A 26,730-nucleotide genomic window follows, 5' to 3' on the forward strand; every position below is an offset into this window, starting at 1 on the left:
GGGCGCGGACAGCCTGTCCGAATTGACAGGAAAGCAGACTTTTGGACGCCTCACGATCGACATATGACGGTCTTCTGAACCGGATTTCGACGCGTGCCGCGCAAGTCGGCGTGATCGGACTGGGCTATGTCGGGCTGCCGCTGGCGGTTGCGATCGCACGCGCCGGCTTCCCGGTTTCCGGCTTCGACGTCGAAGCCCAGAAGGTCGAGAGCCTGAACAACGGCCAATCCTATATTAAGGCGGTGACGTCGACAGCCCTTGCCAGCCAGGTGGCGAGCGGACGGTTCCGCGCCACTGCGGATTTTGCCGAACTGCCCGTCTGCGATGTCATCATCATCTGCGTTCCGACACCGCTGACGAAACACCGAGAGCCGGACCTCTCCTTTGTCAGGAACACGGCAGGCACCATCGCGAAGCATCTGCGTCTCGGCCAGCTGATCGTGCTGGAATCGACCACCTATCCCGGCACTACCGATGACGTGATCAAGCCCATACTGGAAGAAACCGGCTTGCAGTCGACGATAGACTTCTTCCTCGGCTTCTCGCCCGAACGCGAGGATCCCGGCAACCGCAGCTTTGAAGTCGCGACGATCCCCAAGGTCGTGGCAGGCGACGGCATTGAAGCGGCGACGCTCGTGCAGGCTTTCTACCAGGGCGTGGTCAAGACCGTCGTTCCGGTTTCCAGCACGGCGACCGCCGAGGCGGTCAAGCTAACGGAAAACATCTTCCGCTCGGTCAACATAGCCCTCGTCAACGAGTTGAAGGTCGTGCTCGGTGCGATGGGCATCGACATCTGGGAGGTGATCGAGGCGGCAAAGAGCAAGCCCTTCGGCTACATGCCTTTCTATCCTGGCCCCGGACTTGGCGGGCATTGCGTTCCGATCGATCCCTTCTACCTGACGTGGAAGGCGCGCGAATACGAACTGCCGACCCGCTTCATCGAGCTGGCGGCAGAGATCAACACGGCCATGCCGCGTCATGTGGTCGATGAACTGGCGAAGGCGCTGGACCGGCGCTGCGGCAAGGCGCTCAGCCGCTCGCGCATTCTCATCATCGGGCTCGCCTATAAGAAGAATGTGCCCGACATCCGCGAAAGCCCCTCATTGCGGCTCATTGAACTCATCGAGGAATGGGGCGGCAAGGCGGAATTCCACGATCCGCATGTTACCGAGATCCCGACCACACGGGAGCATATGGCGATCAAGGGGCGTCGCTCGGTCGAATTGACCGAGGCGGCCTTGAAGGATTTCGATGCTGTCGTCGTTGCAACCGACCACGACGCGATCGACTATCAGGCGATCGCTGATCACGCTCTTCTGATCGTCGACACACGCAATGTTTTTGGCCGCCTCGGGCTAGCCCGAGAGACGGTGGTGAAGGCCTGACCGCGTCTTAGCCGGCGAATTTTTTGCCCGATATCAGGATCGTGATTGCACTCCGCCGGCAACCTCGCCACATAGTACCCCAGGAAATAGATGCAGTTACGCCTGCTCCTTGCCTGCAAGGACAGTCATTCGGGAAATTCTTCGCCGGCTTTTGCCGTCGAAGCCGGCTTCATTGACTTCGAGGGTGTGGCGGACAAAGGAGATGGCTCGTCTTCGACGGGTTTCGAGATAGCATGAGCACAGCGCAAGCAGAAATTTCCACCATTCTCATGGATAAGGTTGCCGATTGGCTGACCCAATCGGCGCTGGCGGGCAACGACCTAGAAACATTGGTAAAGGGCTTTTGTGAACGTCTGGCTGCTGCCGGCCTGCCGTTGAAGCGGGTGCATTTGGGCTTTTCGATGCTTCATCCGCTTTATGACGCGCTTGGCTTTACCTGGCTCCGCGGCCAGGGCCTGGAAGTGGAAGGCTTCCGCAATGAGGACGGCGTTCATTCTGACAGATTCCTGACCAGCCCATACTACCATCTGCTCAACCACAAGCTCGACCATCTGCGGCGCCGGCTCGACCCGTCGGTGCCGTCGGAATTTCCTGTTTTCGATGACCTCAGGCCTATGGGCGTCACCGATTACATGGCTTTCGTCCATCCCTTCAACGGCAATACCACTCAGGGCATGATGGGTTCCTGGTCCACCGACAGTGCTTCAGGCTTCAGCGACAGCATGATTTCGGCGCTGCTGCGCATCCAGAACCATCTCGCCATCGCAACCAAGATGGCGGTGCTCACCAAGCTCGCCGACAACATGATGACCACTTATCTCGGCGGCGACGCCGGCAGGAGGGTGCTGGACGGCCAGATCAAGCGCGGCGAGGGCGACACAATCCGGGCCGCGCTGGTCATGGGCGATATGCGCGGGTCGACAAGGCTTGCCGAAACCTCCGGCCGCGAAATCTATATCGATACGTTGAACCAGTTTTTCGATGCCATTGCTGCACCTTTCAATCGCAAAGGCGGGCAGATCATGAGTTTCCTGGGGGATGGCTTCATTGCCGTCTACCCTTGCGAAAGGCACCGTGCGCAGTCCGAGATCGCCTGCCAGGCTGCCCTTGCGGCAGCGCACAAGGCCAGCGCGCGCATGGTGGATCTCAATCTGCGCAGAAAGAAGCAGGGGTTGGGCGGTATAAAATTTGGTATCGGCCTGCATGTCGGCAATGTGATGTTCGGCAATGTCGGGCTTACCGACCGGCTCACATTCTCTGTCTTCGGCTCGGCTGTAAACGAGGTCCAGCGCCTCCAGACCCTGACCAAGAAATATCCGCACAGCGTTCTCGCCAGCAAAGACTTCGCCAGCTATTGCGGCGCCAACAGCTGGCTGACGCTCGGCGAGGAGGAACTGGCGGGTATCAAACAGAAGCTAACGGTGCTTTCACCCGATCTGTCGGGTGCTCTCGCACCCGACGAAGACGGTGCGCTGGAGCCGATTTACGACCGAATATCGGACGCCGAGCAGGTCATGCTGCTTCATCGCGATGCCGCGCGGCTGTCGGCGGGCGACCCGAGGAAGCTCCAGTAACCGCCACGATCTGATCCGAACGCCTGGGTATGCAGTCCGGTCGCCGGTTCCGCCAGGGAACTGGCGACCGTTTCGAATCCAAGTTGCTCTAGGCTGGCAATGCGCTAGTCTCGCTTTCTGGGTCTGCCGGCCGGCAGTCCGCCAGAGTGGGCTGGTGTGAGAATGAATTCGGGCGTTGATCTGCTGCGGATCGAGGATGTTGGCATCTCTTTTGCCATTATCGGGGGACCGTTGCACGCCGTCAGGCGCGCAAGTCTTCGCGTCCTGCCCGGCAAGGTTACCGCGCTTGTGGGCGAGTCCGGTTCCGGAAAATCGGTTCTCAGCCAGGCAGTGATGGGCATTTTGCCGAACACAGCCCATGTCCGCGGCCGTATCCTGTTTTCCGATCCTGAAAAGCCCGGCACGACGCAGGATATCCTGCAGATGCCGCGTGACGGACCCGAAATTCGGGCGTTGAGAGGCAGCCGCATCGGCGAGATCTTTCAGGAGCCGATGACATCGCTGTCGCCGCTGCACACGATCGGCAATCAGGTCAGCGAATCCCTGCAGATTCATACGCCCATGGCTCGGGTGGAGCGCAAGGCGCGAACCGAGGAAATGCTCGGCCTCGTCGGCTTTCCCAACCCCAAGCGCGCCTATGATATGTATCCCTTTGAACTTTCGGGAGGATTGCGTCAACGCGCCATGATCGCCATGGCGCTTATCTGCCGGCCCGCCCTGTTGATCGCCGACGAGCCGACAACGGCGTTGGACGTCACCATCCAGGCGCAAATCCTGCAATTGCTGCGCGGGCTTCAGACCAAGCTGAACATGGCGATGCTGCTGATCACGCACGACCTTGGCGTGGTCGCCAATGTCGCCGACGAGGTGGTGGTCATGTACCATGGCGAGATCATGGAAGCGGGACCTGTGGAGGCGATATTCCGCCGGCCAGGCCACCCTTACCTGAAGGGCCTGATGGCAGCCGTTCCGCATTTCGACCTAAAGCCTGGCGAAAGGCTAAAGGCGCTCCGCGAGGTGCCGGTGAATGTCGGGAACCTGCTCGGCAAGCAGACGGCGCCGGCATCGAAGGGGCCGGACGACATCCTGCTGTCGGTCAGGGATCTGACAAAGACCTTCACCATCCGCAAGTCTGGATGGTTCGGCGGAGATCATCAAACCTCTGTTCGCGCCGTGGACGGCGTGAGCTTCGATATCAGGCGGGGTGAGTGCCTGGGTCTTGTCGGCGAAAGCGGCTCCGGCAAAACCACCGTCAGCAAGATCCTCATGCGGGCTGTCACCCCTAGCGGCGGCTCTGTGATCTTCAACGGTCGCGATGGTCCGATCGACGTCTTGGAAGCCGAGGGAGACGCCCTGCGCATGCTGCGCGCGAAAATCCAGATGGTCTTCCAGGATCCGGTTTCGTCGCTTTCACCTCGCATGACGGTGGAGAACATCTTGAGCGAGCCGCTGGAAATCCATCAACGTGGCAATGCCGCGTCCCGACTCGCCACGGTCAAGAGCCTGATGCAGGCAATCGGGCTCGATCCGCGTTTCATCAAGCGTTATCCGCACAGTTTTTCCGGCGGGCAGCGTCAGCGTATCGGCATCGCGCGCGCGTTGGCGCTGGGGCCTGAACTTCTGATCTGCGACGAGCCGGTTTCGGCACTCGATGTCTCTGTCCAGGCGCAGATCCTGAACCTTCTGAAGGACCTGCAGAAGGAACTGGGCCTGACCTACCTGTTCATATCCCACAACCTGGCGGTGGTGGACTACATGGCAGACCGCATCGCGGTGATGTGCGGCGGGCGTATCGTCGAGCTCGCGCCGCGCGAAATTCTGCTTAGGAAGCCGGTCCACCCCTACACGCGCTCACTGGTCGCCGCAGTACCTTTCCCCGATCTCGACAGGCCGATGGATTTCAAGACGCTGAAGCTCGGCGGTGCTTCCGACACCAGTGCATGGGGACCGCAATTCCGCGACGAGGGCGACGAGGATATGCTGTCGCCGCTCGACCTTGGCGGCGGCCACCTCGTGCTGGCCCGACGTTCGGCCGATGTCAGCGAGCTACGCCATTGATCAGCCGGCGCACCGTCCTTGGCCTCATGGCTTCGACATTTCTGCCGGGCACGTTGCGCGCCGGCGATCTGGAGCCGGAATTTCTTCAGCCGCAGCTGAAGGCCAGGGCGCTGCCGGCACTCGCCGAACGCCTGCCCAAGAGCCCGCGCGCGTTGAATCTCGCTGCGATGGGCCGGCAGCCCGGCCAGTATGGCGGCACGCTGCGTACGATCATCGGCAGCCAGAAAGATATCCGGATGATGACGATCTATGGGTATGCTCGCCTGGTCGGCTATGACGAAAAGCTTAACATGCAACCTGACATTCTCGAAAGTTTCGACGTAGCGGATGATCGCGTCTTCACTTTCAAGATACGGGAAGGGCATAAATGGTCTGACGGCAGCCTGCTGACGCCGGAGGATTTTCGCTATTGCTGGGAAGATGTCTGGCTGAACGATGAGCTTTCGCAAGGCGGGCCCGCCTTGGCCCTTCTGGCGGACGGCAAGCCGCCACGCTTCGAGATCGTCGATCCGTTGACGGTCCGTTATAGTTGGGATGCGCCCAATCCCGACTTCCTGCCCAAGCTCGCGGCTGCATCGCCGCTATCGCTTGTTCTGCCGGCCGCCTATCTCAAGCAGTTCCACAAGAAATACCAGGATCCATTTCGGCTCGCCGGCCTAATGAAGGAGAACCGGGTAAAGAAATGGACGCTCCTGCATATCCGCATGTCGCGGCAGTATCGCCCGGAGAACCCGGATTTGCCGACGCTCGATCCCTGGCAGAACCGGACCAAGCCGCCGGCTGAGCAGTTCGTCTTCGAGCGCAATCCGTTCTTTCATCGAATAGACGAGAATGGCCGGCAACTGCCCTATGTTGACCGGATTGTCATGAATGTCAGCTCGTCGGCGATCATTTCCGCCAAGGCCGGTGCGGGCGAGAGCGACCTGCAAGGCATGGGAATTGACTTCACCGACTACTCCTTCCTGAAGGATGCGGAGAAGCGCTACCCGGTGAAGATGCATCTCTGGAAACGTATACAGGGCTCGCGGCTGGCGCTGCTGCCCAATCTGAATTGTGCCGACCAGGTGTGGCGTGGCCTTTTGCGTGACGTGCGCGTGCGCCGCGCACTTTCGCTCGCTGTGGACAGGCGCGAGATCAATATGGCCGTGTTCTACGGATTGGCGCAGGAAAGTGCCGATACTGTCCTGCCGGAGAGCCCGCTCTACCGGCCGGAATTCGCGAAAGCCTGGGTCGCTCATGATCCAGACCAGGCCAATGCCCTGCTCGACGAGGTCGGGCTTCAGACGCGTGACGATGACGGCCTGCGGATACTTCCCGATGGACGTCCGGCGCAGGTCATAGTGGAAACGGCCGGCGAAAGCACGCTGGAAACCGACGCGCTCGAACTCATCACCGATCACTGGCGCAAGATCGGCATCGCCCTGTTCATCCGGACTTCGCAGCGCGACATCTTCCGCAGCCGCGCGCTTGGCGGCCAGATCATGATGTCGATGTGGTCGGGCATCGACAATGGCGTGCCGACCGCCGACATGAACCCGAGCCAGTTGGCCCCCACCATCGACGACCAGCTGCAATGGCCGCTCTGGGGTGCTCACTACTTGTCTCATGGCAAGATGGGTGAGGCACCCGATCTTCCGCCTGTGGTCGAGTTGATGGCTTTACTCAAGCGCTGGAACGCATCGACCGAAGCCACGGAGCGCGCCGAAATCTGGAATTCGATGCTGTCGATCTACACCGATCAGGTGTTTTCGATCGGCACGGTGAACGGAACGCATCAGCCGATTCTGGCGTCCTCGCGGCTGCGCAATCTGCCTGACAAGGCGCTCTACGGCTTCGACCCGACTGCCTATTTCGGTGTCTACATGCCGGATACATTCTGGCTTGGAGAGTCCTGAGCGTGCTTCGATATATTGTCTGGCGCATCACCGTGATGGTTCCAACGCTGCTGGTCATATCGGCGCTGGTGTTCACAATCATCGAACTTCCCCCAGGCGACTATTTCGATAGCTTTGTTGCCGAGCTTCGGGCTCAGGGCGAAGGGGTGGATTCCGATCGCATCGAGATGATGCGCAAGGAATATGGTTTCGACAAGCCGCCGATCATTCGCTACTTCTACTGGGTCGGCGGGATGCTGCACGGCGATTTCGGCTATTCCTTCGAATATGAGTTGCCGGTTCGCGACGTCGTCGGGGACCGAATGTGGCTGACCGTGCTGGTTTCCTTCGTCACGATCATATTCACCTGGCTCATCGCCTTTCCGATCGGCATATACTCCGCAACGCATCAATACAGCTGGGGCGATTACGGCCTGACTTTCTTCGGCCTTCTCGGCCTTGCCATTCCGAACTTCATGCTGGCGCTGATCCTGATGTATTTCGCCAACATTTGGTTCGGCACGTCCATCGGCCATCTCATGGATCAGCAATATCTCGGCGAGCCGATGAGCTGGGCCAAGGCGAAGTCGATCCTCGCCCATCTCTGGATCCCGGTCTTGATCATCGGCACCGGGGGCACGGCAAGCATGATCCGGCGGCTGCGCGCCAATCTGCTCGATGAGCTGCACAAGCAATATGTCGTGACCGCGCGCGCCAAAGGCCTTCATCCCTTCAAGGCGCTGGTCAAATATCCGCTGCGCATGGCGCTCAATTTCTTCATTTCCGACATCGGCTCTATCCTGCCGGCCATCATCTCCGGCGCCGAAATCACGGCGATCGTGCTGTCTTTGGAAACGACCGGGCCGATGCTGATCAAGGCGCTGCAAAGCCAGGACATGTATCTGGCAGGGTCGTTCCTCATGTTCCTCGCCTTCCTGACGGTCATCGGTGTCCTGATTTCCGACCTGGCGCTGGCGATGCTTGATCCACGAATTCGTTTGCAGGGCGGCAGCACCAAATGAACACGCATTCGCCGCTGCCCGCTCCGGGTGCTCCACTGCAACACTACGTTTCCACCGCGCCCATTGACCTGCAGTCGGTCGAGACGATGACGCCGGAGCAGTCGAAGGTCTTTCAGGCGTCGCAGTTGCGGCTGATGTGGTGGAAACTCCGGATGCACCGGCTTGCCGTCATATCCGGCATATTCCTGGCAGCGCTTTATTTCGGGATACTGATTTGCGAGTTCCTTGCGCCCTACAATCTGCACACGCGCAACATGGACTACATCTATTCGCCGCCGCAGCGGGTGCACCTGTTCCACAACGGCCAGTTCGTCGGGCCGTTCGTCTATGGCCGCCAGATGACGCTGGATATGGACACGCTCAAGCGGAACTACATCGAGAAAAAGGATGATGTTCAGCGGATCCGTTTCTTCTGCAAGGGCGACAGTTACCGGTTCTGGGGCCTGATCGAAGGTGACAGGCATTTTGTCTGCCCTGCCGTAAACGGCCAGCTCTTTCTAGCCGGCACTGACAGGCTGGGGCGCGATGTGCTCTCGCGCATCATCTATGGCGCACGCATTTCACTGACAATAGGCCTCGTCGGCATCAGTTTCAGCTTCCTGCTGGGCATTGTCATCGGCGGACTGGCCGGCTATCACGGCGGTATCTTCGACCTGATCGTTCAACGGATAATCGAAGTTCTGCAATCGATCCCCAGCATTCCGCTATGGCTGGCTCTGGCGGCGATCATGCCGATAACCTGGAGTCCGATCCTGATCTATTTCGGCATCACCGTCATCCTCGGGCTGCTCGACTGGACCGGACTGGCGCGGGCCGTGCGTTCAAAGCTTCTAGCCTTGCGCGAGGAGGATTACGTTCTGGCCGCGCAATTGATGGGCGCCAAAAGCAGCCGCATCATCGGGCGGCATCTCATTCCCGGCTTCATGTCGCATCTGATCGCGACGGCGACGATCTCCATACCCGGCATGATCCTGGGCGAGACGGCGCTGAGCTTCCTCGGGCTCGGGCTGAGGGCGCCGATAACCAGCTGGGGCATCTTGCTCACCGAGGCGCGCAGCGTCAGCGTGATCGCGTTCTATCCATGGCTGCTTTTGCCGATGCTCCCCGTCATTCTCGTCATCTTGGCGTTCAACTTCCTCGGCGACGGGCTGCGGGACGCCGCAGACCCCTACAAGTGAAATCGCTATTCCGCCGCGCGGCCTGCCGACGACTCGTATGATGCTTGTCGGCGGCCGGTTGCGTTATTGCAAGGTTCGTCGTTCGCCTATATATGCGGCAAGCCTCGATCGGGGCTGCTGGTTCAGGACATACATATGAGTCGCCTCGATAATTTCATCAGCAGGATGACCGCACAGCGCGACATTCTCAATCAAATCTGCCCCGAGGTGGCGAAGATGGAGGGGCTTGTGCTCGAGCTCGGCCTCGGCAATGGCCGGACGTTCCACCATCTGCGCGAGCGCCTGCCCGGGCGCCGGATCGTGGTGTTCGACCGTGAAGTTGGCGCACACGCCAGCTCAATTCCCGAAGCTGAAAACCTCGTGCTCGGCGAAATACGCGAGACGGCCCGCAAGTTCATTGGCATCGACGCCGCTCTTGTTCATGCCGACATCGGCACCGGCTATGACGATCGCGATGCAGTGACCGCTACCTGGCTTCCTGATCTGATTGCGCGCCTGCTTCGCGTCGGCGGCTTCGCGGTCAGTGGCACGCCGCTCGATCACCCGCTGCTGCAACGCCTCCCGCCGCCGACCTCGGAGCCCGCCGATCGTTATTTCCTCTGCAAGCGCGTGTAAGGGCGGAGACGGCCCAAATCTTCAGGGGCCAAGTCTTCAGGGGATCGTATAGACTGCTATCTCCCGCTCAATGCCGCGCAGCGAGACCTCGTGAGGCACGGGCGTCAGCGCGTTCCTGTGCAACAGATCGGCGGTGAGATTGTCGTCGACCACCGCACGAGTGGCGAAGATCGCTTGTGCGTTGGCAAGGTTCTGGACCCGCGAAGCAATGTTGACCGTCTGGCCGAAATAGTCCTGTCGCTCGTTCATGGACACCGCGATGCAGGGACCGGCATGGACTCCGATCTTGAGCAGCAGATCCTCGCGCCCGCTCTTGTCGTTGAGCTCACGCATGGCATCACGCATCCTGAGGGCCGCAGCAATCGCACGATCAGGCGTCGCGAAGGTCGCCATCACCGCATCACCGATCGTCTTCACCACCGCGCCTGCCTCCGCCGCGACGATCTCATGCAGAACCTGGAAATGCACGCGCACGAGATCGAAGGCCGAAAGATCGCCCACCCGCTCGTAAAGCTCGGTCGATCCGCGCAGGTCGGTGAACAGGAAGGTCAGGCTGGTGATCTTCAGGCGCTGGTTGATGTCGAGCGTATCCGTGCGATAAAGATCGCGGAACGTCTGGTTGGTGAGCAGGCGCTTGGCGGTCAGGAAGGGCCGGCGTTTACCCAGGAAATCATGCAACGCCTGGCCGGCGATGAAGACCGTCGGCAGCACGCGGGTGTCGATCCGGTTTTCCAGCGAAATGCGCAACGGGCCGGGTTGCATCTCCAGCGTCTGGTTCTGGACATGATCACGGTCGAAGACCAAAGAGAGGCTTCGGCGCTCTTTTGTTGGTTCGCCCTTCCCGTCGATGAACTGCGCTGAATGGGTGACCGGCTCGAAGACGATGATGAATTCGGACGGAAGCTGTATGTGCAGAACCGCCTTTTCACCGGGGGCAAGCTCGATATCCTCCAGCGAGAACGCTTCCATCTTTTTCGCCAAATCCTCTTCCGGCAGATCGGCGCCGGACGCCCAATAGATCTGGCGGAAATATTCCGCCACCGACAGTTCGTGTGGATTGTGGGCGGCAATCCTGCGCACACGGGGACTGACGGTGAATGTCACCTCGACCATCTCGTCGAGGGTCGGTGAATAGCCCTGGGAGCACAGCGCGCAGGTGTATTCGTCCTTCTGCAGGGTTTTCAGCGTGGCGTTGGTGTCGAGCACGCCGCCACAGCCGGGGCACAGAACATTCCAGGAAATGTCGAAGATGCCCACCCGCGCCGCGTGGAGAAAGGCGCTTATGGCGCGTTCCTCGTCGAGGCCATGCTTGCTGGCGAAGGCTGGCGCATTGATGCGGCAAAGTTCGCGGTCCTTGCCCTCCGCGATGGTTCGCTTGATCGCGTCGATTGCCTGTGGATCGACATCGGTCGATTGCCGCAGAAGCGAGAACAGATCCTGAGCTTCGTTCATCGTGCAGGCTCCGGAAAATGCGCGGGCGTGTTGACCGGACCGGTCTTCGGTCCAAGCACTCCATCTTACTTCGAAACGGACCGTACGGCCATTCGAATGGACAAGCCTGGTGACAGTTCAATTTCCATTCGGCGGATTTTCACTGGCCGCAAGCGGCATTATGATGGGTCCATGGGGCATTCATCTTTGGGACTTTTTCCCATGCCGACACCCAACAACCCGCCATTTCCCGCGGCCCTGCGCCTTTTCTCGGTGGTGGTCATCATCGTCCTGATCGTGGGCGCCGGTCTGTTTTTCGCGCCGGTGCTGGTCAAGCCGCGCTGGCCTTGGGCCGTCACGCCGTTCAATGCTCGCTTCCTCGGCGGCTTCTACACCGCCGAAATGGTCGTGATGGCGGCGCTGCTGGTCTGGAATCGCTGGTCGCCCGGCAGGCTCGTGCTCGTCATGGCCTTCATCTTCAGCGTCATCGTGTCGGTGGCTTCGTTCATCAATCTCGGCTATTTCAACTTCGAGCGCAAAGCGCCCTGGCTCTGGTTTTTGGTCTATCTCGCTTCGGTCGCGGTATCCGGGCTGTTCCTGTGGCGGACCAGGGCCCTTCCTTCTGCAAAAGGCGTGACCTTAAACCCCGCATGGCGCGGCTATATGCCGGTGGAATCGGCGATCCTCGGGCTCTATGGCGTGGGCCTATTGCTGTTTCCCCTGACATTCAGCGGCTTCTGGCCATGGCCGATCGATGCCTTCCACGCCCAGGTCTACAGCGCCATCTTCCTCGCCGGTGCGGGCGGCACATATCTCGTCTGGAGAAGCGCGCCGCGCGAGGAACTGCTGGTGCTCGGCTTGGCGCAGTTTCTGGTTGGCCTGCTTGCCATCCTTGGCCTCGTCATCACCGACGCTGCGGTGCACCGGATCGACTGGACGGCGACCGGAGCATTGTGCTGGCTCGCCCTTTTCGGCTGGATCGGCATCAGCGGCGTCTTCAAACTCTACGCCGCCTCCCGGTATTTTAGCCCGCAATCGGCATCATAGGTTGCAGAGACGGCTGGATTTTCAGGTGACGTCCGGTGCATCGTGTCGGGCCGATTGCTTTGCCGGGAGCGCCATGACCAGCACGACCTCGCCATCCTCCGAGAAAATCGAGCCGCAGCTCCGGTCTGTCCGGTCAAGCGATGCGGAGGCGCTTTGCGCTATCTTCAACATGCCGGGCTTCCGCTGGGGCACGCTCAGGATGCCTTTCGAGATGGTGGAGCAGGTGGAGCGGCGCATCGCCAAGTCCGGCCAGGAAACCACCTGGATCGTTGCGGAGTTGGACGGCAAGGTCGTCGGCCATGGCAGCCTGGTCGTGCAGGGTTCGCCGCGTCGTTCGCATATCGGCGAGATCAATATCGGCCTCGACGATGCCTTTGTCGGCAAGGGCATCGGCTCAGCCATACTGGAGGCGCTGCTTGACGTGGCCGACAACTGGCGGGCCCTGAAGCGGGTCGAATTGACCGTCTATGCCGACAACGAACCGGCCATCCGTCTCTACACAAGCCACGGCTTCGAGGTCGAAGGCCGGCATGTGAAGGCCGGTTTTACCGACGGGCAGTACCACGATCTCCTGAGCATGGCCCGGCTGCGGTTCTAAGATCCGCTGTTTGGCCTTAGACTCTAGCTGTTTAGCCAATCGACAATTCGTGCCGAGCCGGCGAACAGGTGATTGCTCATGGAGAACTCCGTAGGATACGGTCAATTTCGTCTCACACCATTTGATCGAGTTGACGATCTGTGTGGGCCGGCCGCATCCAGCAAATCTAGTCTCCCTTGGCGTTTTCGCCACAAGCGGCTAGACGGGACCAATGACCGCCGTCTTTGACCCAACCCCTACGCCTCCGGTCGAAATCCTGGCTGTGCTGTCGCTGCTCTGCCCGGAAGTCGTGCGTGACATCGAGCAGAACTGGAATGCACCGGTTTCCGATTACGCCCGCCATCTGTGGCGGCCGGTGGCAAGGCCTGCATCGGGCCTGGCGATCGCTGCCCGCTCGATCCTGCGCGAAGTCCTGCAGCAGCGCCTCGGTGTGATCATGCAGCCTGAGGAGATCGGCAAGGCCCTCGAAGAGTTCGAGCACAGACCGGTGATTCAGTCCGGCCTGCACTGCCTGCTTCTGATGGACCGGATCACTTTCGATGCCCTCCTGCTTGCCTGGCTCGGCGCGGTCGAAAACGGGCTGTCGGCCTTCTTCGGCTTCATGGGAACGACGATGACCATGGAGACAATTGGCCGGGAGGGGCCGGGATGGCTCGATGTCGGCGACGACAAGGTTAACCTGTTTGGCATGGGGCGCCACAAACTGTGCCGCAAAAGCGCCTGCGTGGCCGGTCCCGTCACCCTCAACAAGCGCGCGCTCGAAGCGGTGGGCAACGAAACGGATGCCAGCCGCTGGCTGGGCACACTGCTTGCCAGCCAGGACAAGGTGTTTGGAACCGCCGCCGATGCGCTGACAGCCCTCAACGAGGATCTGGTCGCCGATTGGGATCGTTCCGGCATGGCCCTGCCGGTTTTCATCGATGATCGGCTCGCCGCGGCTGCCGTGGCGCGGCATCTAGAATATGATGGTAGCCTTCTTTCCAGGCTGCTCATTGAGCCCGCAAGGCGCCAGCGTCTCGAATGTGCCTTGCAAGAGGCCACATCGAGCCCATTCGGCAGATTCCTGCCCAGTGCCACAGACTATTTCTGGGGCATCCGCGAGGAGCGCGTGCGCAAGCTCGTCCTCGAGAACGGGCACCTGATCGAGCCTGACAGGCCGCGTGGTCTTTCCATCCCGTTCGAGCGGCCGCATCTCAGGCAGGCGCTGCTGGACGGCGTGCTGCTGCCGAACTTGTTCTTGGTGTTCCTCGTCCTTGCCATATTGCCGCGGGTGCGGGTTGTGGGCGGCCTGAGACAGATTGGCTATGTAGCGCTTTTTCACTCGATCCTGCTGGCTGTGCTCGACGAAAACGTGCCGGAAGAGCGCGATCTGGCTGCGGAGCTGCAGGTTCGGGAAAATGCCTGGGGTATGCGGGTCATCGATGAAAAGATCTCGGTCCGCGAGCAGCTTGCCAGCCTGCCGGAAGGGGCGCTCTTCCCGGACCTGCTCCGGCAATACCGTTTGCGGACATTTGCCGAGACGACCGACAACCTGAAACTGGTTCGCGAAAACGCCCGATGGCGCAAGATCGGCCAGGCAGAGATCAAGGCGAGCTGAGCCTTACTTCAGGTTGATTTTCGGGTGCGCAACCGCAAGCGACGGCGATCTATCGGTGAGCCTCTGGCGTCTGATCCGGCCGCTTCCTTGACGCTGATGCCTTTCGGGATTTCGACGACGGCTTCCGCCTCGATCGGCGGCGCTCTGCCACCGGACCTACACGGATCGTTCGGTGCCCATTTGCGCTGCCGCTTGCCGGTCGACGGCTATCGGTGCATCCTTGTGAATAGCCTGGCCGTGAAGTGCGTAGCGAGATCACGCCGTCACAGCCCCTAGTGAGGTCTTGTTCGATGGACTGCTCGGGCTGCGGTTTCGAGGTTGAGGGCGGTTACACCTTCTGTCCGAGGTGTGGCAGGCGCCAGCCCGTGCCATGCGCCAGTTGCGGCTACCCCTGCGCACCTGATTTCGAGTTCTGTCCGAAATGCGGGGCAAGCGTCGGTGCGCCCGCAAAAACCGTCGAACGGCCTGCTCCGACACCAAGCCGAACCATTGTGCCGCCTTCTCGAACTCCGTCGCTGCTTCCGAACATCGAAAGCGAAGATGGGCTGCATCCCGTCTCTGACGCCGATCGCCGGACGGTAACGGTCCTGTTCGCCGACCTTTGCGGCTTCACGACACTCAGCGAGCAGCTCGACCCCGAGGTCATGCAAGCGCTGCAGAACGAACTGTTCAAGGAATTGACCGCGGCCGTGCGAAACTTTGGTGGTTTCGTCGACAAATTCATCGGCGATGCACTGCTCGCTTTGTTCGGTGCGCCGGTTGCGCATGAGGACGATCCGGAACGTGCACTTCGCGCCGCTCTCGACATGATCGCCCGGACGGCGCGGCTCGGCGAAAGCAGCCCCCACTCCGGCTCGCCTCTGTCACTCCACATCGGCATAAACACTGGACCGGTCGTTACTGGCGGATTGGGCATCGGCACCGCCAAATCCTATTCGGTGACGGGCGACACAGTGAATACGGCGCAACGCCTGCAATCGCTGGCCGCACCGGGTGAGGTGCTGGTCGGCGAGCTCACTCACAGGCTGACCCGGCATGCCTTCTCCTACGAGTCGCTGGGTGATGTCGTGCTTCGCGGCAAGGCTGGCAGTGTGCTCGTCCATCGACTGGATGCACCGCTTGCGACGCCGCGTGCAGCGCGTGGGCTCGAGGCGCTCGGCCTCAGTGCGCCGATGATAGGTCGTGGTGCGGAGCTCAACAGAATGCTGGCGAGCCTTGACCAGGCGTGCGGCGGCTCGGCCCAACTTGTCCGCCTTGTCGGAGAAGCCGGTATCGGGAAATCGCGGCTGGTGAAGGAGTTCGTCGCCCGCGTCGGCGACGAGGATCGTTTTCGCAACGTCGCCGTGCGGCAGGCCACGTGCTCACCGCTGGGCGAACAATCATTTGGCGCCTTGGGCGCAGTGGTGCGCAGCGCTGCCGGGATGATGCAAAACGACGATGGGGACGAAATGCGGGGGAAGCTCGCAGGCTTGCTTGCCGATCTCGGCCTGCAGGGCGAGGAGGCGAAGCGGCTGATGCCTCTGCTCTACCATGTGCTTGGCCTTGGCGACCCCGATGCCACCTTGCAGCATGTCGAGCCCGAGCAGCTGCGGCGGCAAATTCTCTATGCAGTCCGCACAATCATCGAACGACGGCTTGCGTTGTCGCCGCTGTTGATTGTCGTCGAAGACCTGCACTGGGCCGACGCCGTGTCGCTCGAGGCACTACGTTTCGTGATGGACAGGTTGGAACGCACGCGGTTGATGTTGCTGGTCACGCATCGTCCGGCTCCGGACAACGACCAGCTCGACTCAAGTCGGGTCAGTCACACAGCGCTCAGGCTTTCGCCGCTCAACAGTGACGACGGACGCAGCCTGCTGGCGGCGCTTTTCGGCGAGAGCTGGGTAAACTCCGCAGGAAGGCTTCTCGATCAGATCCTCGAGCGCGCGGGCGGCAATCCCCTTTTTGTAGAGGAGATCGTTCGCGGCCTTATCGATCGAGGTGTTCTGATGCGCGAGGACCAGCGATGGCGGACTGTGGCAGGCGAAGCCGCAACCGGCATTCCCGCCACTATCCAGGCAATGTTGCTTGCTCGCGTCGACCGGCTGCCCCAAGAGGTGCGCCGGCTGGCCCAGGAAGCCGCGGTAATCGGCCCGCGCTTCGATGCCACACTTCTGAAAACAGTGACAGCCGACCCCGGCCGGCTAGAAGCCGGCTGCGAACTGCTTTGCGATGCGGAAATCATCGAGGAAGTTGCCGGATCAGGCTCGGTCTCGTCGCAAAGCTACCGCTTTACGCAAACGTTGCTGCAGGACGTGATCTACCAGAATCTCCTCCTGCAACGCCGGACCGACATCCACGGGCGGGTCGGTGCAGCCTTGGAGCAACTGTACGGCGACAAGCCGGAACGGCTCGAGGATTTGACCGTGCTCGGTCATCATTTCGCACAGAGCGCCGAGCGGGAGAAGGGCGCGCATTACCTGCAGGCGGCGGGCGATCGCGCTCGCATAATATACGCCAACGACGACGCCCTTCGTTTCTACGAGCGAGCACTGGCTGCGTTGGGCGCGATCGGGCAAACACCGCTCAAACTGGCAATTGCAGAGCGCATTGCCGATTTGAGCGGGCCGGTAGGCCGCCGCGAGATCGCGCACCACCACTACGAGACGGTGTTGCAGGCATACCGCGAGTCATCCAATCGTGTCGCTTCGGCGCGAGTTTTGCGTAAGATCGGTCGGCTGCTCTGGGACGTTGGCAAGCGGGACAACGCAGAATCCCGCTATGCTGAAGCGGCAGCGCTCCTCGATGGAGCGGATGCCCCGGTCGAGCAGGCGCATCTCTGGCAAGAACGTGGCCGACAGGCGTTCCGTAGTGGAGATCACGCTCTCGCGGCAAAATGGGCAGACGCTGCGCTGGATTGCGTACGCACTCTGACAACGGAGCATGTCTCCGAGGAAGGGTGTGACGCCACTCTTGTGACCGCCGAGGCCCTCAATACCAAGGCTGTTGCGTTGGCTCGCCTTGGGCGAAACCGTGAAGCCGTGCGCCAGGTTGAGCGTAGCATTGAATTGGCCGAAGCCGCCGGTCTGCTGGGCGCGGCCTGCCGCGGCTACACCAATCTCGGCGTGCTTTACACGACCATCGATCCGGCAAAGGCGATGGAGGTCTGTCGGCGCGGTCTTGAAGTGGCGCGCCATATTGGTGATTTGGGTTTCCAGGCGCGCCTCCTCGCCAATCTGGCGGTCGCTTGTTGTACTTTCACGGATCGCTGTCCAACGGAGGGCGTGCCTGCTGCCGAGAAGGCCATCGAGATCGACCGGGCGCTCGACCAGCGCGAGCACCTGCCGGTGCCGTTGATCGTGCTTGGGCAGATCCACCAGTGCAACGGCCGTCCGGAACTGGCGGTTGGCTTGTTCCACGAAGCACTGGACGTAGCCCGAGAAACGGGCGAACCCCAACTGCTGTTTCCGTGCTATGATGGTCTTGCAACGCTTAATCTCGACCTCGACAATCTGGCCGAGGCCGAACGCTACTTTTCCTTGGCGCAGGGTATATGCGCCCAGCACGGGCTCGACCCGGAAGCGCTTGTGGTGCTGCCTTTTCTCGACTAGCCGGGGTTGGAGGTTGGAAATGTCCGCGCGCAGTGACTTGGTACCGCTTCAACCGGGCGACCGTGCGCCGAACGTGGTACTCGACGCCATTACCCAGGAAGGCAAGATCGCGCTTGACGACTTTCGCGGACAAAAACCGGTGCTGGTCGGCCTGTTTCGAGGTCTGCATTGTGCGTTTTGCCGGCGCCATATCGCCGCTCAGGCGCGGCTTGATCCGGAGCTGCGCGAAAAGGGCGTGGGGAGCCTGACGGTGGTCAACACGCCGATCGAGCGGGCGCGTCTCTATTTCCGCTACCACCCGATGCCGAATCTGCTTGCGGCCTCCGACCCTGAACGCGCTTCACATCGTGCTTTTGGACTGCCCAATCTCGAATTCACCGAAAACGAGACGAACTGGCCGTACAAGGTCTCGATGGCAGTGGCAAAGGATATGCGGGTCGACGTACCAGGCGAGTTGCCCGGTCCAATGGATCCTTTTGCGGCCAGCGAATTCCTCGACAAGAGGGACCATTACGAACTGACCGAGGCCGACGAGCAGATGATGGCAACGGGACACGGACAATTGATCGGTCAGTTCCTACTGGACCGGCAGGGGATCGTCCGCTGGAGCTTCACGGAGGTTCCAGAGGGTGGGCGATACATGTTTGGGGCGCCAAGCCCGCAGGAGCTGATGTCAGCCGTGTCCCAAGTCGCCCAATAGACACCCAAGGCGCGCAAAACACTTTGAGATCAGCACGGACAGACTGGCATGGGAACATGTCGACAGCAGTGGTGAAATTGCAGTACGCGTGCCTTGGGGACCCTTGCTCGGAACTCCAGTTCCAGTTTCTTCTTCGAGAGAATACCGCCGAGAACCATCCACATTTCTCGTCGAGCGGCTTCCACCTACACGAATGAAAGCCTCTCGGAAGCCCGCCGACGTCGTGCCGGCGCAAAGACGCGCGACCGTGTTTCGGGCGGCAAAGCTAGACCTGCCCTGAGTTTTTTGACCGGAGGGGCCGAGGCAATGGTTAATAGTTTGCGGCACGCAGTCGCGTCTATCCCCGCATAATGCGATAGACAGTTGCATCGCCCTCTACACCTCGAAGAGGCGCATCAAACGCGACGACGCTTCGGCCCGCAAGCAGGTCACTCACGCCGGGCGCAGAATAGAGCGCCTCGGAGATGCAGACCTGTCCGGCTTCCGCCAGTGACTGCACGCGTGCGGCGATATTCACGGTCTGGCCGAAGTAGTCGAGGTTGTCGTTGAGTGTAACGGCAATCGATGGACCGCAGTGGGCACCCATCTTTAGAACAATCCCCGGCCTGACATTGTCGCCGTTGAAGCGATCGATTTCTTCAAAAATGCTGAGGGCGGCCGAAATCGCATCCGATGGCCGCGAGAATACTGCCATCACCGCATCTCCGATCGTCTTTACGACAGCGCCGGAATGCTGGTGGACCGCCGCATTGAGAAGAGCGAAATGCTCGCGGACCAGGGCATAGGCGTTGAGGTCGCCAAGGCGCTCATACATGGCGGTGGAACCCTTGAGATCCGTGAACAGGAAGGTGATCTGCCGGATGCCGAGCCCCTCCTTCTCGTCGACACGCTCGGAACGGAAGAGCCGGCGGAAGGTTTGCCGCGCAAGCAGCGCCCCGCCGGAAACATATGGGTCGAAATCGAGCGTCGGTTTGGTCGTCAACGCGACAAGCTCGGGCGGCCAGTTGATGAGAAGCAACGCGCCACGACCGGGTCCGGTATTCGCAACCTCAATGACAACCGGACCGGGCGGCACGGCCGGCAACGCAGGCAAGAAACGCCTGCCGTCATAGTTGATCTTAAGAAGTGTCGGCGCCAACACCGGATCCCCTGATATAGGTACAGCGAATGCCGCTTGTGTCTGCACGTTGACGCCTGACAGGGAGCCGGGATCGAGGTCAGCGCGCAATGTTGTTGTAGTGCCCGGCGGCAGGAACGTCATGCCCCGCACGAAGCCTCGCAGAACGTCCAGAAAGCGTACGTCCTGCCCGGGCAGCCGCCCGTCATTGCCGAAGCGTAGCTTCCAGTGAAAATCCTCGACAGAGAGCGTCTGGGGCTCGTGGAACGGAAGTCGCCGCAGATGGGGCGATACAGAGAAGGAGACCTCGATGAAGTCGTCGAGGTTGGTATCGCCCGATACGTCGCACAGGCCGCAGACGTAATGCGTCTGCAACGTGCGCAGGGCGCCGAAACTATCGAGCACCATCCCGGATTGGGGACAAAGCACGTCCCAGCTCATATCGAACAGGCCGCAGCGGGCCGCGTGAAGGAAGAGGTCGATTGATTCAGGCTCGGCGATTGCGCGGTCGCGGGCGAAGGCCAGCGGATTGACACGATAGAGCGCTTGGTCGTCGCCGCTCCTGATAAGCGTTTCGAATTTTGAGATGACGCGCGGGCTCCAGGCTCGCGCTTGCTCGATCTCGGTCATCTTGTCTTCGAGAAGACGATCGTTGACCACCATCACGCCGGATCCCCAATTTGCCTGGCGGCAGCCTACTAAAAATCCTGCCCGATGCGAATGGATGGAAATCCTTCGTCTGTCTCAGGACTTAGGCGGCACGCGCCACACCGGTGCAGACGCTCTGAATGTCGGCATAGGGACGGTCATTAGCGGACTTTCGCAAACATGCCGACTAGCGCTATTCGACGAGCCAGAATTTACGGTTCTGGCGATGCTTTCTGCCGCCTCTGGACTAGCGATGTCCTTTGGGGATGGTTCCTGTATCGTGGGGTCGCTGCGACAGCACCCCTTCCAACCGTCAGAATGCCGTCACCGGGAGCGGGGCCGTCCACGCGTGGGGTAATCGCAGAGGCGACGTGCCCTGGCGGCCACGCCGGCGTTTGCCTGCTCGATCAGCCACGCGCGCGTGTCGATCTCCAAGTGACATCGGGCGATCGCGGCAGTCTGGTCGCGTGAGCCATCGTCAACAACAATAATCTCGAGCGCACGATAGGACTGAGCGTGTACGCTGCCGAGCGTCTCGTCGATTGTACCTTGCGCATTGTGAGCGGGAATAATGACACCGTTCACTCGAGCACGGCCTCGACTTTGGCAACAAAGTCATCGAGCGAGCGATCCCCGCGAATCTCGATGCGCGGAAGGTCGATGGGATCGTAATCGAGGTCCGCTGGCCCGTGTCTGCCGCCGAAGCCGATCCGATAGCCGCACTCCTTGGCCAGCCGGCCAAGCCGTCGGTCGGTGACAGAGAAGGGTGCCGCGAACGCCGTGGTTGGCCGACCGGTCCACCGTTCGATAAACATACGAGAGCGCAGGAGCTCGGCGGCCAACTCAGAGCTCGACAGACCATCGATCGCGCGATGCGTCGCCATATGGCTTCCGAAGAACGCACCTTCGCCGGCGAGGCGTCGCACCGTTCCGGCGTCCATAAGCGGCGCCGGCGGACCGCTGTTGGCGTCCCACTGTGCACTTTTACCCACCAGGTCCGTCACCAGGAACACTTCCGCGGTCAGGTCGTTCGCGCGCAAGATCGGCCAGGCATGGTCGGCAAAGTTCTGGAAACCGTCATCGAACGTGATGAGCACTGGGCGGCCAACGAAGGGCTGACGGTTGGCGATGGACCCTTCCAGTTGCTCGGACATAATCGCGTGAAAGCCATTGGCGCGCAGCCATGCCATCTGGCTGCCGAATGCGGCGGGCGTGCACCGATAACGGGCGAGCGTGGCCGGACCGTCTTCGGCGACGCTGTGATACATGAGGACAGGGATGCGCGGCCGCCGCTCGCTACGCGCGACGTCGCGGCGCAAGGCCCGCGCCCCGCCCCAGACGATTTTTCGCGCGACCCCCATTTCGATGCGCGCGCGGATTGGCACATGATCAATCTTCGGTTCCGCCGCAACGTCGCCAGGTGACAGGCGGCGGAAGCGGTCTATGCGATAGAGCTCCGTATGGATCGATTGCTCGAGGACGAGGCCTTCGGTCCCTGCCAGCGTCTCCGAGATCGCTTGTGCACCGAATGTGTTCCAGTCGAAGCCCGTCCTCTCAGGATTGTCACGTAGCACGAACGCGTGTGCGCTGATGAAGCTGCCGCCAGGCGCCAACGCCCCAACGACTTTTTTGGCGAAGCGTTGCAACTCGGCGAGATCATCCAGGTAGTAGAGCACTTCCGAACAGAAGATCAGATCCATCTCACCCGGCAGCGTATCCGCCATGAAATCCAGTACGCCGAACTCAACATTCGGCTGATCGCTGCATCGCGCGCGCGCCCGCTCGATGGCTATGGCTGAGATGTCAGTTGCGGTCAAATGGCTCACTCGCGGCGCCAGCTGCCGCGTGAAGTGACCCTCCGCGCAGGCCAGCTCAAGCGCCCGTCCAATGGGACCGGCAGGCAGAATTTCGAGCTGCCGCTCATATTTCTCCTGCTCATAGGACGAACAGTAGTTCCAGGGATCCTCGGTCGCGAAATAGCGATTCCAGAACGACGTGCGATCCTTGTCGTGCCCATCCGCGGCCCGTGCGCGGCGCGGCGCTGCAAGAGGCGCTGTAGGTTCGGCGCTCGACTGGACCAACTCCTGCGCTTCCGCGGCCAATCGCGCGAGTTTGCCGAAGTGGCTGTCCCGATCGGACGGGCGTACAAGCCGTTCAGGGGGCACGAAATTCGGCGTCAATTCAATCCAATGACGCTTTGTCACTGTCCCGAGTACGCCGAACTGCACGCGCGCCTCGATCTGGCCGTCCATCATCAGATAGGCGTAGATTTGGTCGATTCCTTCCGGAAGTTCGATCGAGGCCGGATTTCGAGCGTCGACGCGAATTCCGAGTGTCCGCGCCAGTCTGCGCGGCGCGGCAAGGTCGTCGACTTCGAGAAGCATTTGCTCAAGGTGATACTGGACGCGGCGACCCGCTACGGGATCGCCCCAGAGCTTGCCGAGTTCGATGATCAACTCGGTGACGGAGCCGCCGAACCTATCCCACCTGGCAGCCAATTGCGCTGGCACCGACAGGCTTCCTACCATAAGGCCATCGAAGACCACCTTGGCGATCTCACGCGCCCACTTCCGTCCTGCCGGGAGCGCGCGCAGGGACTGCGAGTTGGTCGAGCGCGAGCCGCTGCCGCAATCCGACGCGGCGTTCCACAATGCGAACCACGCGAGTGCTTCGGAAGCGGTGCCGCCGTTCGCCTCGATCGCTCCATTGGCGTAAGCCGATGCCGGGTGTTTGACCCTGGGATCAGGAGAAAAGCCGCGGGCGATCACGATTTCCGCATCTGCCACCATCTGCGTCGAATTGCGGGAGAGCGAGTTGGGGCTGACCCGAAAGAAAGCGAGCGGCTCGTCGACCATCACCCAATTTTTGCCTAGACGTGCGAGGCGCTGCCACAGATCCCAGTCCTCACAGGTGCGCAGCGACACGTCGAAACCGCCAAACTCAACAATTGTCTCCCGGTCCACCAGCAGCGCGTGAGTGCGAATGGCACACCGGCGGGCAAATGTTTCAAAGGGCTGGATCGCAACCTCCGTTGAGATGCTCGACGGGGTGAGTTCGCCATCGGGCATCACGAGCCGAGAACCGCAATAGGCGGCCACTGCATCGGGAGTATTTTTCAGTGCGGCCAGCATTTTCGCAAGGAAGCTGGCATCCACCCAATCGTCCGCATCCAGAAACATGAGCCAGCGGCCGCGCGCTGTCGAAATCCCGCTATTGCGCGCCCCGGCGGCGCTATAGGCGTAAGACCTCAACGTCCGAAATCGGGCATCGTGCTCCACATAACCGGCGATGATCGCGGGGGTGCGGTCCGTGGAGGCGTCGTCGACGATGATCGCCTCCCAATCCACTATTTCCTGGGCGAGAAGGCAATCGAGTGCGCGCGCCAGCGTTACCTCCGCATTGTGCGCAGGAACCACGATTGAAACCAAGGGATTATGCGCCACGCCGTCTTACCCGCGCCTGGTTCGAAGGTAGAACAAGAGTCCTGAGACATAGCCGGCGATTTCCTGCCAAAGGAAACGGTCCTTAGCGACGCTGCGTCCAAACAGTCTTCTGCAAATTCTTCCGAGCCGCCGCGACGCCGCCATTTGGCTGCAGAGCGAGCTTGCCCCTGTCGTGCTACCGATGTTGGAAGCCTGGCGCAGCATTCGCATCCGTGCCGCCGAGCTTGGGCGCCAGCTGTCGCAGATGCACGTCAAAGCCAAGCATGCCGCATACTCATGTCGATCCCCGGAGTCGGCGCCATGACCACAAGCTGCGGTCCCTGGCACCGTATGAATGCAATAGCTATGGCAACCTGACGCCTTTTGCAATCGGGCGCGCAACAAATGCAAGCCCACTGAAGCTTTGGCGTGAATGCCTCAGTTATTGGGACTATTGCTCCTCTCCTATCGACCGAAACGCCTCGATTCCGAGGTGCATTCTCGAACAGCCGTTCTCCGCGCGAAAGAAGACCTTCCTTCCACCGTTGGGCTCGTATCGGAAGCTGATCGTCGCAGTATTACAGCCGGGTGCGCGACAGTATGCGCACCGCCATGCCCAGCTAATTTAGATCATTCTAATTAATCTGCGCTACTTAATTGCGCTCCAGTAGCTATAGCCTGACATTGTATTACGCATTTCGATAGTAGATTGCGTCAAATTGTCGATTAGATTAGCCGGTTATGGCTGCTATCACAAAGAGACGCGAGAGCTACGCCAATCGGAACTTGTGCATTTGCTGCTAGTCCAAAAGATGTAAAAGGGACGCACGAATTGGCTTAAGTCAAGAAGATTCCGGCTTGCGAGCCGGGTATTTTGCTGACATGCTTGCCCGTTTCTGAGTTTCGCACTGTGGCAGTTGTTCAAAAGAAGGGGCATAAGGATGGCCAAGGAATCTTCGAATACCGCTTCTTCAGCAAATAAGGCGGACGTAAATCTGATAGGTAATGCAGACGGAAACGGGCTGGCCTTCATGGGGGTCCAGGCTCGCGAGAGCGGGGTCTCCGGCGACGCTGTAGGTGTCGACAAGATACGTGATCTGCTGTTCGGCAACCAGATGCAGGACTATGACCGCCGTTTTTCCAAGCTTGAAGAACGGTTCTTGCAGCGCTTCAAGGATGTCGAATCCGAGGCCAAGCGCAATCTTGAAATGTACGAGTCAAATGCAAAGAAGCAGGTCGAATCGCTCGCGGCGCAATTGCGGAACGAAAAAGATGCACGAGCCGAGGCCGACAAGGAGATTGACCGGAATCTTCGCGAGCAAAATCAGGCGCTTGAAAAGCAGGTGCGCGCGTTGTCGGATCAATTGAGCGAGCTTGAGCGCGAAGTTGCGGACCGGATAAATCGAAGCGATCAACTGCTGCGTGAGGAAATCAAGCAAAAGAATGAAAGCATTCAGATGCTGATGGAGAAAATGTTTTCCGATCTCAGCAACGTCAAGACCGACCGAAATCTTTTGGCTGGCCTGTTTGTCGAGGTTGCAAAATGTCTAAATCAGGATCCCGTCGGCAGCAAGAGCAACTCGGAACGTAGTTGGAAAGTGAGTTGATCGGAACTTGACGTCGACCGTCGACCCAATCAGCCTTCCTCAAGCAGCTTCGAACGATACAGAGATTGATCGCGAGGCTCTGGCTAGTCTTTTGGTCGAAATTGCCCGGAACGTCGATCCGGACTATCGTGCGCGTTTCGACGGAGTTCCAAGCGCCGATCCTCGCATGGAAACGCTGCGCCAGTTGCTGGTCGGCCGCGAAATTTCGGAGCTTTCACGAGTTACGCACCTGCTTGACCAACCTGAGCAGCTTGCGGCTGCAGTTGGGGGTGTTCTCCCCAGTGCAGCCGCGCGTGCGCCTCATGCGCAACTCGGAGAGGCCCTTGCGCCAGCTGTCGAGAGGGCCGTGCAACGGTCCATCCAGAAGAGCCCGCGTACGCTTACGGATATATTATACCCGGTGTTTCTGCCGGCAATTCGCAAGTCGATCGGGGAAAAGATCGATCAGACCTTTCAGTCGCTGAATGAAACTTTAAGACATATATTTACCTGGCATGGGCTAAAGTGGAGGTTTGAAGCTTGGAGAACTGGGGCAAGCTTCTCAGAAGTTGTTCTTAAGCATTCTCTTGTCTATCGTGTAGAACATGTCTTTCTCATTAACCGCAATTCCGGGCTTTTAATAGCGCATGTAGCTGCCGATAATGCAACGAGCGAGGATCCTCAACTAATTTCTTCGATGCTTAGTGCAATTCAAGATTTTGTGAAAGACTCATTTAACGAGAAAGAACAGAGCGGCCTGGACACTATCCGTTTTGGGGAGCTTCGTCTCTGGTCGGAAGTTGGACCGTTTGCGACCTTGGTTGCGGTGATCCGGGGAAATCCGCCAGAGGAATTACATGAAATAGTTCGCGATGTGTTGCTTCGCATCCATGATGAATGCTCACAGGCTTTAGAGCAGTTTGACGGCGACAGTTCGCAGTTGGCCGGCGTAGAGACGCAGTTGCAGACCTGCGTTGAACTGAAGCAGGAGGAATCAAACCAGGGATTTCCGTGGCTGGTGATGACTGCAGTCCTGCTGGTTTTGATTCCGGCAGGCGTTTGGTTCTTTCTTTCCTGGCAATCCGGGCAGCGCTGGCAGGCCTATGTGTCGCGACTGGAGACCCAACCCGGCATCATCGTTGCCGAACAAAAAATGCGCGATGGCCAATTCTATATTGCCGGACTGAGAGACCCGCTTGCCGCCGACCCGCAGGCTCTGCTGTCCGGAACGCAGGTCGATCCCGCCCGCGTTCATTCGCAGTGGCAATTCTATCAGAGCCTTGAGCCG

General features: G+C 60.2%; 17 protein-coding genes and 2 pseudogenes. 15 read left to right on the plus strand and 4 right to left on the minus strand.

Annotated features, from left to right (window positions below):
• Positions 1 to 41: 41 nt before the first annotated feature.
• The 7 genes from E5X88_RS23760 to E5X88_RS23790 all read left to right on the plus strand — a co-directional run bounded on the left by E5X88_RS23760 (position 42) and on the right by E5X88_RS23790 (position 9,706).
• Positions 42 to 1,385, plus strand: coding sequence for a nucleotide sugar dehydrogenase (locus E5X88_RS23760; RefSeq protein ID WP_292165664.1), 1,344 nt, complete (start codon positions 42 to 44; stop codon positions 1,383 to 1,385).
• A gap of 233 nt (positions 1,386 to 1,618) precedes the next feature.
• Entirely contained in the window at positions 1,619 to 2,959 is a 1,341-nt protein-coding gene (locus E5X88_RS23765) for an adenylate/guanylate cyclase domain-containing protein (protein ID WP_292165665.1), read from the plus strand.
• Positions 2,960 to 3,121: 162 nt separating this feature from the next.
• Entirely contained in the window at positions 3,122 to 5,017 is a 1,896-nt protein-coding gene (locus E5X88_RS23770) for an ABC transporter ATP-binding protein (RefSeq protein WP_292165666.1), read from the plus strand.
• Positions 5,014 to 6,912, plus strand: a complete 1,899-nt coding sequence (locus E5X88_RS23775; RefSeq protein WP_292165667.1) for an ABC transporter substrate-binding protein — start codon at positions 5,014 to 5,016, stop codon at positions 6,910 to 6,912. The genes E5X88_RS23770 and E5X88_RS23775 overlap by 4 nt, the downstream gene beginning before the upstream one ends.
• A 2-nt stretch (positions 6,913 to 6,914) precedes the next feature.
• On the plus strand, positions 6,915 to 7,913 hold the full coding sequence (locus E5X88_RS23780; protein ID WP_292165668.1) for an ABC transporter permease: 999 nt from the start codon (positions 6,915 to 6,917) through the stop codon (positions 7,911 to 7,913).
• Positions 7,910 to 9,091: an ABC transporter permease gene (locus tag E5X88_RS23785; protein ID WP_292165669.1), complete on the plus strand. Its 1,182-nt coding sequence runs from the start codon at positions 7,910 to 7,912 to the stop codon at positions 9,089 to 9,091. Before E5X88_RS23780 ends, E5X88_RS23785 begins: the two co-directional genes overlap by 4 nt.
• Positions 9,092 to 9,226: 135 nt before the next feature.
• A complete protein-coding gene (locus tag E5X88_RS23790) occupies positions 9,227 to 9,706 on the plus strand; it encodes a class I SAM-dependent methyltransferase (protein ID WP_292165670.1) in 480 nt (159 codons plus the stop codon).
• Between the two features lie 36 nt (positions 9,707 to 9,742).
• Here the strand turns inward: E5X88_RS23790 and E5X88_RS23795 are convergent, their stop codons facing one another.
• Positions 9,743 to 11,158 carry an adenylate/guanylate cyclase domain-containing protein gene (locus E5X88_RS23795; protein ID WP_292165671.1) on the minus strand — a complete coding sequence of 472 codons (1,416 nt, stop codon included), beginning with the start codon at positions 11,156 to 11,158 and terminating at the stop codon, positions 9,743 to 9,745.
• Positions 11,159 to 11,359: 201 nt separating this feature from the next.
• Between E5X88_RS23795 and E5X88_RS23800 the strand changes: the two genes are divergently transcribed.
• From E5X88_RS23800 to E5X88_RS23820, 5 genes are all read left to right on the plus strand, one after another.
• On the plus strand, positions 11,360 to 12,184 hold the full coding sequence (locus tag E5X88_RS23800) for a hypothetical protein (protein WP_292165673.1): 825 nt from the start codon (positions 11,360 to 11,362) through the stop codon (positions 12,182 to 12,184).
• A 73-nt stretch (positions 12,185 to 12,257) separates the two neighbouring features.
• Positions 12,258 to 12,782 (plus strand): GNAT family N-acetyltransferase, encoded by a 525-nt coding sequence (locus E5X88_RS23805; protein ID WP_292165674.1) that lies wholly within the window; start codon positions 12,258 to 12,260, stop codon positions 12,780 to 12,782.
• Positions 12,783 to 12,993: 211 nt separating this feature from the next.
• On the plus strand, positions 12,994 to 14,379 hold the full coding sequence (locus E5X88_RS23810; protein ID WP_292165675.1) for a hypothetical protein: 1,386 nt from the start codon (positions 12,994 to 12,996) through the stop codon (positions 14,377 to 14,379).
• 290 nt (positions 14,380 to 14,669) lie between these two features.
• Positions 14,670 to 17,969: an adenylate/guanylate cyclase domain-containing protein gene (locus tag E5X88_RS23815; RefSeq protein ID WP_292165677.1), complete on the plus strand. Its 3,300-nt coding sequence runs from the start codon at positions 14,670 to 14,672 to the stop codon at positions 17,967 to 17,969.
• A gap of 19 nt (positions 17,970 to 17,988) precedes the next feature.
• Positions 17,989 to 18,669 carry a redoxin domain-containing protein gene (locus tag E5X88_RS23820; RefSeq protein WP_292165696.1) on the plus strand — a complete coding sequence of 227 codons (681 nt, stop codon included), beginning with the start codon at positions 17,989 to 17,991 and terminating at the stop codon, positions 18,667 to 18,669.
• Positions 18,670 to 19,006: 337 nt separating this feature from the next.
• On the opposite strand, the gene E5X88_RS23825 is transcribed toward E5X88_RS23820, so the two are convergent.
• The 3 genes from E5X88_RS23825 to E5X88_RS23835 all read right to left on the minus strand — a co-directional run bounded on the left by E5X88_RS23825 (position 19,007) and on the right by E5X88_RS23835 (position 23,877).
• Positions 19,007 to 20,452, minus strand: a complete 1,446-nt coding sequence (locus E5X88_RS23825; protein ID WP_292165679.1) for an adenylate/guanylate cyclase domain-containing protein — start codon at positions 20,450 to 20,452, stop codon at positions 19,007 to 19,009.
• Between the two features lie 306 nt (positions 20,453 to 20,758).
• Positions 20,759 to 21,019, minus strand: a complete 261-nt coding sequence (locus tag E5X88_RS23830; RefSeq protein WP_292165680.1) for a glycosyltransferase family A protein — start codon at positions 21,017 to 21,019, stop codon at positions 20,759 to 20,761.
• Positions 21,016 to 23,877 carry a trifunctional glycosyltransferase/class I SAM-dependent methyltransferase/polysaccharide deacetylase gene (locus E5X88_RS23835; RefSeq protein ID WP_292165681.1) on the minus strand — a complete coding sequence of 954 codons (2,862 nt, stop codon included), beginning with the start codon at positions 23,875 to 23,877 and terminating at the stop codon, positions 21,016 to 21,018. Before E5X88_RS23835 ends, E5X88_RS23830 begins: the two co-directional genes overlap by 4 nt.
• Before the next feature lie 160 nt (positions 23,878 to 24,037).
• Between E5X88_RS23835 and E5X88_RS23840 the strand changes: the two are divergent.
• The 3 genes and pseudogenes from E5X88_RS23840 to E5X88_RS23850 all read left to right on the plus strand — a co-directional run.
• Positions 24,038 to 24,189 (plus strand): annotated as a pseudogene (locus E5X88_RS23840) (IS110 family transposase); the annotation flags it as partial.
• A 608-nt stretch (positions 24,190 to 24,797) separates the two neighbouring features.
• Entirely contained in the window at positions 24,798 to 25,463 is a 666-nt protein-coding gene (locus E5X88_RS23845; protein WP_292165682.1) for a hypothetical protein, read from the plus strand.
• Positions 25,464 to 25,470: 7 nt separating this feature from the next.
• Positions 25,471 to 26,730: pseudogene (locus E5X88_RS23850) on the plus strand (OmpA family protein); the annotation flags it as partial.

It is taken from the genome of Mesorhizobium sp., from assembly GCF_004962245.1.
In the GTDB taxonomy this organism is placed as follows: Bacteria; Pseudomonadota; Alphaproteobacteria; order Rhizobiales; family Rhizobiaceae; genus Mesorhizobium.